The organism is Streptomyces glaucescens (assembly GCF_002154375.1).
In the GTDB taxonomy this organism is placed as follows: Bacteria; Actinomycetota; Actinomycetes; order Streptomycetales; family Streptomycetaceae; genus Streptomyces; species Streptomyces glaucescens.
The window spans coordinates 1-9,277 of sequence record NZ_MUND01000525.1 but is presented as its reverse complement, the minus strand read 5'-3'; the positions used below and the strand labels follow the sequence as shown (position 1 = coordinate 9,277).

Genomic DNA, 9,277 nt, shown 5'->3' with positions numbered 1-9,277 from the left:
GACCATGCCCAGCTCGCGGGCGCGGCGCTGGAGGGCGTCGGGGGCGGAGTAGGCGTCGATGTCGCGCTGGAGGGCCTGTTCCTCGTCGGTGAGGTTCTTGGTCTTGCGCTGGAGGTCGTCCAGTTGGAAGGAGCCCTCGCTGAGCGCGGAGTTCAGCACCAGCAGACCGATCAGGCCACCGCCGAGGAGCAGGACGACGAGGAGGACGAAGGGGGTGCGGGCCGCCTGGCCCTGGGCGGTGGGCAGGAGCCGCGCGAGCCGCGCCGCCCTGCCCCTCAGCTCGGGTTTCCTACTCACTCGCCCTCCCGGTGGGTCCGGTTTTCCGACCCGCGCCTGTGCGCGCCCGCCCCTCCGCCCGGCTCACTCGACGTCCTCCCTGATGCGCTCGGCGCCGCGCAGCCGGGCAGGGGCGGCCCGGCGGTTCTCGGCGATCTCTTCCTCGGTGGGAAGTTCGGCACCGCGCGTGAGCAGCTTGAGCCGCGGCTGGTAGCGCTCGGGGACGACGGGCAGTCCGGGCGGCGCGGTGGTCGCGGCGCCGGCCGCGAAGACCTGCTTGACCAGCCGGTCCTCCAGCGAGTGGTACGACAGCACGGCGATCCGCCCGCCCACGGCGAGTGCCTTCACGGCCGCCGGAACGGCCCGCTCCAGCACCGAGAGCTCGCCGTTGACCTCGATCCGCAGCGCCTGGAAGGTGCGCTTGGCCGGGTTGCCGCCGGTCCGCTTGGCGGCCTGCGGCAGCGCGTCCCGGATCAGCTCCACCAGGCGGGCGCTGTTGCTGAACGGCTCCTTCTCCCGCTCGCGCACGATCGCTGCGACGATCCGCTTGGCCTGCTTCTCCTCGCCGTACGCGCGCAGGATCCGCACCAGCTCACCGGCCGGGTAGGTGTTGAGGACCTCCGCGGCGCTGATGCCGGTCGTCTGGTCCATGCGCATGTCGAGCGGGGCGTCCTGGGCATAGGCGAAGCCGCGGTCGGCCTCGTCGAGCTGCATGGAGGAGACCCCGAGGTCGAACAGGACACCCTGGACGCGCGGGATGCCGAGCCGGTCCAGGACGTCGGGCAGCTCGTCGTACACCGCGTGCACGAGGGTGGCGCGCTCGCCGTGGGGGGCCAGCCGCTCGCCGGACAGGCGCAGCGCCTCCTTGTCCCGGTCGAGGGCGACGAGCCGTGCCTCGGGGAAGCGGTCGAGCAGGGCCTCGCTGTGGCCGCCGAGGCCGAGGGTGCAGTCGACGACCACCGCGCCCGGCGCCTGGAGAGCCGGAGCCAGCAGGTCCAGGCACCGCTCGAGCATCACCGGGACGTGTCGGCTCTGTCCCTCCGGTCGCCCACCACCACCCTTGTTCGAATGCGCTTCGCGCTCCATCTGATCGAGGGGCCTCTCAGGTCCGGCGGGCGGTACGCACCGCCGGGTCCCCGCCCGCTCGTGAAGGGGAGGCCGGGCCGGCGCCGGAGGCGTCGGCCGGCCGGAGCGGGTGGAGGCCGAGCCGTACGTACGCGCCGCGCACGTGGGGGGATCTCCGGTACGTCGCCGGGGACTCCGGGGGAATGCGGTCCAGCAGGGAGAGCGCGTCTCGCCTCCCGCTTCGCGTCACTTTAGTCCACCCTGTCGCCCGGTCAATCAACCGGCCTGCGCGTCGCGACGGCACCGCGTGCGACGGTGTTCGAGCCGGCGGACCACTCGTACGGACTCGTCCGCGGGAGGCTTGTGGGGTACCTCACAGAACGACCCAATGACGTTCTTTGCCCCGTCTCACAGCGCGACCGGATCGTGGGTGACCAGTAACGTCATAGTCATGACGACTTCTGCATCGGTTTCCACCGGCTCCCAGGACGCCCCCACTCGCGCAGGCACCGTCACGGACCGGCTCGTCGAGGCCAACGAGCGCTACGCCGCAGCCTTCACCGACCCCGGCATGGACGCCCGCCCGGTGCTCCGGGTCGCCGTGGTGGCCTGCATGGACGCCCGCCTCGACCTGCACGCGGCGCTCGGCCTGCAGCTCGGCGACTGCCACACCATCCGCAACGCGGGCGGTGTCGTCACCGACGACGTCATCCGCTCGCTGACCATCAGCCAGCGCAAGCTCGGCACCCGCAGCGTCGTCCTGATCCACCACACCGGCTGCGGCCTGGAGAGCCTCACCGAGGACTTCCGCACCGAGCTGGAGCAGGAGGTCGGCCAGCGGCCGGCGTGGGCGGTGGAGTCCTTCCGGGACGTCGACCAGGACGTGCGGCAGTCGATGCAGCGGGTGCGCACCTCGCCGTTCCTGCTGCACACCGACGACGTGCGCGGTTTCGTCTTCGACGTGAAGACCGGCCTGCTGCGCGAGATCGACGCGGCGGCGTAACCCCACGCCGACGCTGTCGTTTCGCTGTCAATCCGCACCCGCGACGCCACAAAAGGCATCAAAGCCGACATATCGCTGGCAGTTGTCCACAGGCGAGTGACACGAACCGGTAACGGCAACAAGAATGCGGTGGTGGCGTCGCGCGGAACCTTTCCCGCGCGCTGTCCGTGTTTCGGGGTGGGCCGGTCGCGCGAGCCGTTGCGTCGGTCTTGGAGAACGGGGCCGAGGAGGGCCGGGTGACGACCTATGACGATCGAGCGAGCCTCACTGATCTGACCGCCGTGGTCGAGCGCGTGCGGGATTCGGTGGAGGGCGTGATCGAGGGCAAGCCCGAGGTCGTACGGCTTTCGCTGACCGTGCTGCTCGCCGAGGGGCATCTGCTGATCGAGGACGTCCCGGGCGTGGGCAAGACGATGCTCGCCAAGACGCTCGCGCGGTCCATCGACTGCTCGGTGCGGCGCATCCAGTTCACGCCCGACCTGCTGCCGTCCGACATCACCGGCGTGTCCATCTGGGACCAGCAGCGCCGGGACTTCGAGTTCAAGCCGGGCGCGATCTTCGCGCAGATCGTGATCGGCGACGAGATCAACCGCGCCTCGCCGAAGACCCAGTCGGCGCTCCTGGAGTCCATGGAGGAGCGCCAGGTCACCATCGACGGGCAGAGCTACGAGCTGCCCAGCCCGTTCATGGTGGTGGCCACCCAGAACCCGGTCGAGATGGAGGGCACGTACCCGCTGCCCGAGGCCCAGCGCGACCGCTTCATGGCGCGGGTCTCCATCGGGTATCCCAGCCCGGAGGCCGAACTGCAGATGCTGGACGTGCACGGCGGGGTCAACCCGCTGGACGACCTCCAGCCGGTGGCCCACGCCCACGAGATCGTGAAGCTGATCGAGGCCGTGCGCGGCGTCCACGTGGCCGACACCGTCCGGCGGTACGCGGTGGACCTGGTCGCCGCCACCCGCGTCCACCCCGATCTCAGACTGGGCGCCTCGCCGCGCGCCACCCTGCACCTGCTGCGCGCCGCCAAGGCGTCCGCCGCCCTCAGCGGCCGGGAGTACGCGCTGCCGGACGACGTGCAGGCCCTGGCCGTGCCCGTGCTCGCCCACCGGCTGCTGCCCACCGCGCAGGCCCAGCTGAACCGACGGACGTCGGAACAGGTCGTGCAGGAGATCCTGCAGCACACCCCGGTGCCCACTGCTCCCCAGCAGAACGCCTACGGCCTGGGCCACGGCGCCCCGGCCTACGGCCAGCAGCCGCCCCGGAGGCTCTGATGAGCACGGGGGCGGTGCGCCAGGCCCGGCCCGGGCAGCCGGAGGGCGAGCGGGGCGGGCTGCGCACCGCCCTCGCCGGTCTGACCACCCGCGGGCGCTCCTTCCTGGCCGCCGGAGTGGCGGCGGCCGTCTGCGCGTACGTCCTCGGGCAGAGCGACCTGCTGCGGGTCGGACTGCTCCTCGCGGTGCTGCCGCTGGTGTGCGCCACCGTGCTCCACCGCACCCGCTACCGGGTCGCGGGCAGTCGCCGCCTCTCCCCCGCGCGCGTGCCCGCCGCCGGCGAGGCCCGGGTCCACCTGCGCGTCGACAACGTCTCCCGGCTGCCCACGGGGCTGCTGATGCTCCAGGACCGGGTGCCCTACGTGCTCGGTCCGCGCCCCCGGTTCGTGCTGGACCGGATGGAGGCCGGCGGACGCCGCGAGGTGTCCTACCGGGTCCGCTCCGACCTGCGCGGCCGCTACCCGCTGGGCCCGCTCCAGCTGCGCCTGACCGACCCGTTCGGCATGTGCGAGCTGACCCAGTCCTTCTCGGCGCACGACACCCTGACCGTCGTCCCGCGCGTGGAGGCGCTGCCGCCGGTGCGGCTGACCGGCGAGGCCACAGGGTACGGCGAGGGGCGGCAGCGCACGCTGGCGCTGGCCGGCGAGGACGACGTCATCCCGCGCGGTTACCGCTACGGCGACGACCTGCGCCGGGTGCACTGGCGCTCCACCGCGCGGTACGGCGAGCTGATGGTGCGGCGCGAGGAACAGCCGCAGCGCTCCCGCTGCACCGTGCTGCTGGACACGCGCGGCGGCGCCTTCCGGGGCGCGGGCCCCGACTCGGCGTTCGAGTGGGCCGTCGCGGGCACCGCGTCGGTCCTGGTGCACATGCTGGAACGGGGCTTCTCGGTGCGGCTGCTGACCGACACCGGCAGCTCGGTGCCCGGCGAGGGCGCCGACGGGTTCGCGGGCGCCAGCCAGGAGTCGGCGGACGCGGCCGGGCTGATGATGGACACGCTCGCGGTGGTCGGCCACTCCGACGGCACCGGGCTCTCCCGGGCCTACGACGTGCTGCGCGGCGGAAACGAGGGACTGCTGGTCGCCTTCTTCGGCGACCTCGACGAGGAGCAGGCCGCGGTGGCCGCCCGGATGCGCCGGCGCAGCGGGGCCGCCGTCGCGTTCCTGCTGGACAGCGGGGTCTGGGCGCGCGAACCGCACGAGGGGCCGGCACCCGTGGACCGGAGTGAGGAGCGGGTGCGGATGCTGCGTGAGGCCGGCTGGACCGCCGTGAGCGTGCCGCGCGGGGCGACGCTGAGCGACATGTGGCGCCAGGCCGACCGGGACCGGGGCGGTGTGGTCACGGCGGGCGGCACGACGACCGGCATCCGAGCGGACGGCGGTACGTCGCCCGGCACCGGTGCGAGCGGCTGGGAGGCGCGGTGATGAGCGGGCGGGCCCGGATGGCGATCTGCGCGGCGGCGGCCACGCTGATGGCGTCGTGCGCGCTGCTGCCGCTGGTCGATCCGGCCACCTGGTTCCTCCAGGCGGCCGTCCTGCTGGTGATCCAGACGGCGGTGGGCGCGGCCGCCCGCCGGGTGCCGCTGGCCCGGCCGCTGACCGTGGCGGCGCAGTCGGTGGTCACGCTGCTGCTGCTCACCCTGGTCTTCGCCCGTGAGCAGGCGCCGGCCGGGCTGATACCCGGGCCGGAGGCGTTCGGCCGGTTCGCCGACCTGCTCCAGCAGGGCACCGACGACGTCTCGCGGTACGCGATCCCGGCGCCGCTGTCCGACGGCATCCGGCTGCTGCTGATCGGCGGTGTGCTGCTGATCGGGCTGGCCGTGGACGCCCTCGCGGTCACCTTCCGCAACGCCGCCCCGGCCGGGCTTCCGCTGCTCGCGCTCTACTCGGTCGCCGCGGGGCTGTCCGACGGCGCCGCCGACTGGCTGTGGTTCCTGATCGCCGCGGTCGGCTACCTCACCATGCTGCTCGCGGAGAGCCGGGAGCGGCTGTCGCAGTGGGGGCGGGTCTTCGGCGGGACGCCGCGCACGCCGGGCGGCGAGCCCGGGGCGGTGGCCCCGGTGCGCACCGGCCGGCGGATCGGCGCGGTGGCGCTGGGCGTCGCCCTGGTCGTGCCGCTGGCCCTGCCCGCGATGAACGGCGGACTGCTGGACGGCGCCGGCACCGGCGTCGGCGCCGGCACCGGAGGCGGCGGCACGATCTCCGCGGTCAACCCGCTGGTGTCGCTGCGCGACAGCCTCAACGTGGACGAGGACCGGCAGGTCCTCTCGCTGCGCACCGAGACGAGCAACCTCTCCAACCTGTACCTGCGGATCGTCTCCCTGGACGACTTCGACGGCACCACCTGGAAGCCGTCCCGCCGCGACATCGTCGGCGTGCCGGACGAGTTCCCCACCCCGCAGGGCCTCGGCCCGGACGTGCGGCGCGCCGAGGTGCGCACCCGGATCGCGGCGTCGGACGGGTACGCGCAGGACTGGCTGCCGATGCCGTACCCGCCGAGCAGCGTGGACATCGAGGGCAACTGGCGCTACGAGCCGCTCGGTATGACCCTGGTCGGCGACCACGGCCAGAACACGCGCGGTGTGCAGTACACCGTGACCAGCCTGGACGTGCAGCCGACCGCACGGCAGCTCGCCGACGCCCCGGCACCTCCGCCCGCCCTCAGGCGGGAGTTCACCGAGGTGCCCGACTCGCTGCCGTCCGTGGTCTCCCGGACCGCCCGGGAGGTCACCGACGGCGCGGCGAACCCGTACGAGCAGGCGGTGAGGCTCCAGGAGTACTTCGCGCTGAACGGCGGCTTCGAGTACGACACCGAGGTCGACGTCGGCAGCGGCTCCCAGGGGATCGCCCGGTTCCTGCGGGACAAGCAGGGCTTCTGCGTCCACTTCTCCTTCGCGATGGCGTCGATGGCGCGCACCCTCGGCATCCCGGCCCGGGTGGCGGTGGGTTTCGCGCCCGGCACCCCGCAGGCGGACGGCACGGTGTCGGTGGGGCTGCGGGACGCGCACGCCTGGCCCGAGCTGTACTTCGAGGGCGTGGGGTGGACCCGCTTCGAGCCGACCCCCAACCGCGGCACCACGCCGACGTACACCGTGCCGGAGATCCCGGGCAGCAGCCTGCCGGAGCTGCCGGAGCAGTCCCGGCCGACCGCCGAGGCCCCGTCGGCCGAGCCGTCCGCGAGCAGCAGCTGCTCGGCCCAGCAGAAGCGGCTCCAGGAGTGCGGCGCGGCCCTGCCGGTGGACCTGGGCGGTACGGACGACGAAGGCCGGCCCTGGTGGCAGACGGCGGCCTGGGTGGCACTGGGCGTGGCGGCGGTCGCGTTGCTGCTGCTGCCCATGCTGTGGCGGCTGCGACGGCGGTCGGTGCGGCTGGCGTCGCCCCTGCACGCCCCGTCGGGCGCGGCGCGCGTGCCCACTCCCCGGGGCAGGGACCGGGGCGAGGGCCGGACGGACGGCATCGAGGTGGAGGCGCTGCCGGGTGAGGCGGAGCGGCGGGCGGCCGAGGTGGCCGCCGGGCACACCCTCGCCGTCTGGCGGGAGCTGACGGACACCGCGTGGGACTACGGCATCCTGCCGGACGACGCGCTCACCCCCCGCAAGGCCGCCGCGCGGATCGTGCGGCTCGGACAGCTGGACGAGGCCGCGGCCGGGGCGGTGCACCGGGTCGCCGGGTCGGTCGAGCAGGTGCTGTTCGCGCCGCGGGCGCAGGCGGCGACCGGGCTGGCCGCCGAGGTGCGCACGGTCCGGACGGCCCTGCGGTCCCGGGCCGGCCGGCGCACCCGGATGCGGGCCGTGCTCGCGCCGCGCTCGGCCAGGCGGGCGCTCTGGGACGTGACCGACCGCTGGACCGCCGTCAGGGCGCGCTGGGCGGGACGCTGGGCGGCGCTGCTGCGCAGGCCGTCGGGTCAGCAGACGGGCTGAGGACGCAGGGAGCGGGCCCCGGTGCCGTGCACGCGTACGGGAGCGCCCGCCCTGGCGCGCGGGCACATGCGTGAGGGGGCTGCCACCATGCCCGGTGGCAGCCCCCTCATGCATGTCTGCGTCTGATCTGCGTCAGAGGAGCGGAGCGGGGATGCGGTCAGTGCCCCTGCTGCTCGTCGCGGCGTCGCTGCCAGCGCTGTTCGATGCGATCCATCATCGAGCGCCGCTGACGTCCCTGATGGCGGGCGTGCGGTCCGCCGGCGGGCTGCTCGCCCGGTCGGGGGGCCTTGCGCCAGCCGGTCACGGCGAGCACCGCACAGCCCAGCATGACGAGGAAACCCACCACGCTGAGCCAGACCTGCTTGGCGACCATTCCGGCCATGAGGAGCGCGATACCTACGAGGAAGCCCGCGACCGCCTGGTAGACCCGTCGCCGGGTGTACGTACGCAGCCCGCTTCCCTCAAGCGCTGTCGCGAACTTGGGATCTTCGGCGTACAGCGCTCGCTCCATCTGCTCGAGCATGCGCTGCTCGTGCTCTGAGAGCGGCACGGAGTCCTCCTCATCGTGCAGTCGCCGGGGCGACTCGGGGGGTCCCTTCAGGATAGGCAGGGAATCGCCCCCGTGAAACCCGCCCCTCTGCGCCAATTGGCCAACCGGATTCCGTCATGCTCTGGCCCGGCCCGCTGAGGCTTGCATTCCCCAGTCGCCGACCCGTCATGCCGGGCGGTCTCCCTCGATCATACGGCGGGAACCGCCCGATCGGGGGGCCTGTGGCGTACTCCATCCGCAACCAATGCCCTGATCAAGGGCGCGTCACACGAGGCCGGCCCGAACCCGTCAGTCCCGTGGTTCCCCCGGTGTCTCACCCAGCACATGAAGCTGTGTGGCCACGGCATGGAAGGCCGGCAGCTCGGCCGCCGCGGCCTCCAGCTTGAGCAGCGCGTCCATGGCGCCGGGCTCGGTGTCCACCAGCACGCCCGGCACCAGGTCGGCGAAGACCCGCACCCCGTGCACGGCGCCGACCCGCAGGCCCGCGCCCTCGACCAGATCGGTGAGCTGGTCGGCGGTGAAGCGGCGCGGCATGGGGTCACCCGTGCCCCAGCGGCCGTTCGGGTCGTCCAGGGCCTGCTTGGCCTCGGTGAAGTGGCCGGCGAGGGCCCGGGCGAGCACGGCGCCGCCGAGACCGGCGGCGAGCAGGCTGAGCACACCCTGGGGACGCAGGGCGGCGACGGCGTTGCGGACGCCCTCGGCCGGGTCGTCGACGTACTCCAGGACGCCGTGGCAGAGCACCGCGTCGTAGCCGCCGCGCTCGGCCACGTCGAACAGGCCGTGGGCGTCGCCCTGCACTCCGCGCACCCGGTCGGCGACGCCGGCCTCGGCGGCGCGGCGCTCCAGGGCGAACAGCGCGTTGGGGCTGGGGTCGACGACGGTGACCCGGTGGCCGAGGCGGGCGACGGGCACCGCGAAGTTGCCGCTGCCGCCTCCGGTGTCGAGGACGTCCAGGGACTCCCGGCCCGTGGCCTTGACCCGGCGGTCCAGGGCGTCCTGGAGGACGTCCCAGACGACGGCGGTACGGAGGGAGGCGCGGGGGCGGGAGGGGCCGGAGCGCAGCGACGCCGTCTGAGGGTGGTGGTGGGAGACGGGCGGGCGCATCGGGTCCGACACGGCAGGTGACTCCTCGGCACGGCACCGCCTGTTGCACGGCGGGGCGAACGGGGCGCCTTCCGGCCCCGGGGTACGGG

The 9,277-nt window shown here is 73.9% G+C and carries 8 protein-coding genes; 4 read left to right on the top strand and 4 right to left on the bottom strand.

Annotated elements, in window-relative coordinates; translation table 11 throughout:
- Window positions 1-297 (bottom strand): cell division protein FtsL (gene ftsL, locus CCN42_RS30455; RefSeq protein ID WP_086740458.1); only part of this gene is annotated, 297 nt, incomplete at its 3' end.
- 63 nt (window positions 298-360) lie between these two features.
- A complete protein-coding gene (rsmH, locus tag CCN42_RS30450) occupies window positions 361-1,362 on the bottom strand; it encodes a 16S rRNA (cytosine(1402)-N(4))-methyltransferase RsmH (protein WP_086173481.1) in 1,002 nt (333 codons plus the stop codon).
- Between the two features lie 367 nt (window positions 1,363-1,729).
- Between rsmH and CCN42_RS30445 the strand changes: the two genes are divergently transcribed.
- The 4 genes from CCN42_RS30445 (at window position 1,730) to CCN42_RS30430 (ending at window position 7,534) form a co-directional block, all read left to right on the top strand.
- A complete protein-coding gene (locus CCN42_RS30445) occupies window positions 1,730-2,344 on the top strand; it encodes a beta-class carbonic anhydrase (protein ID WP_086740456.1) in 615 nt (204 codons plus the stop codon).
- A 236-nt stretch (window positions 2,345-2,580) separates the two neighbouring features.
- On the top strand, window positions 2,581-3,615 hold the full coding sequence (locus tag CCN42_RS30440; RefSeq protein ID WP_086173483.1) for an AAA family ATPase: 1,035 nt from the start codon (window positions 2,581-2,583) through the stop codon (window positions 3,613-3,615).
- Window positions 3,615-5,039 (top strand): DUF58 domain-containing protein, encoded by a 1,425-nt coding sequence (locus tag CCN42_RS30435; protein ID WP_086740454.1) that lies wholly within the window; start codon window positions 3,615-3,617, stop codon window positions 5,037-5,039. Before CCN42_RS30440 ends, CCN42_RS30435 begins: the two co-directional genes overlap by 1 nt.
- A complete protein-coding gene (locus tag CCN42_RS30430) occupies window positions 5,039-7,534 on the top strand; it encodes a transglutaminase TgpA family protein (RefSeq protein ID WP_086740453.1) in 2,496 nt (831 codons plus the stop codon). The genes CCN42_RS30435 and CCN42_RS30430 overlap by 1 nt, the downstream gene beginning before the upstream one ends.
- Window positions 7,535-7,691: 157 nt before the next feature.
- On the opposite strand, the gene CCN42_RS30425 is transcribed toward CCN42_RS30430, so the two are convergent.
- Entirely contained in the window at window positions 7,692-8,084 is a 393-nt protein-coding gene (locus CCN42_RS30425) for a DUF3040 domain-containing protein (RefSeq protein ID WP_043506435.1), read from the bottom strand.
- 288 nt (window positions 8,085-8,372) lie between these two features.
- The gene (locus CCN42_RS30420; protein WP_169731556.1) at window positions 8,373-9,200 is read right to left on the bottom strand and encodes a methyltransferase; all 828 of its coding nucleotides are present in this window, start codon (window positions 9,198-9,200) and stop codon (window positions 8,373-8,375) included.
- Between the last annotated feature and the right edge of the window lie 77 nt (window positions 9,201-9,277).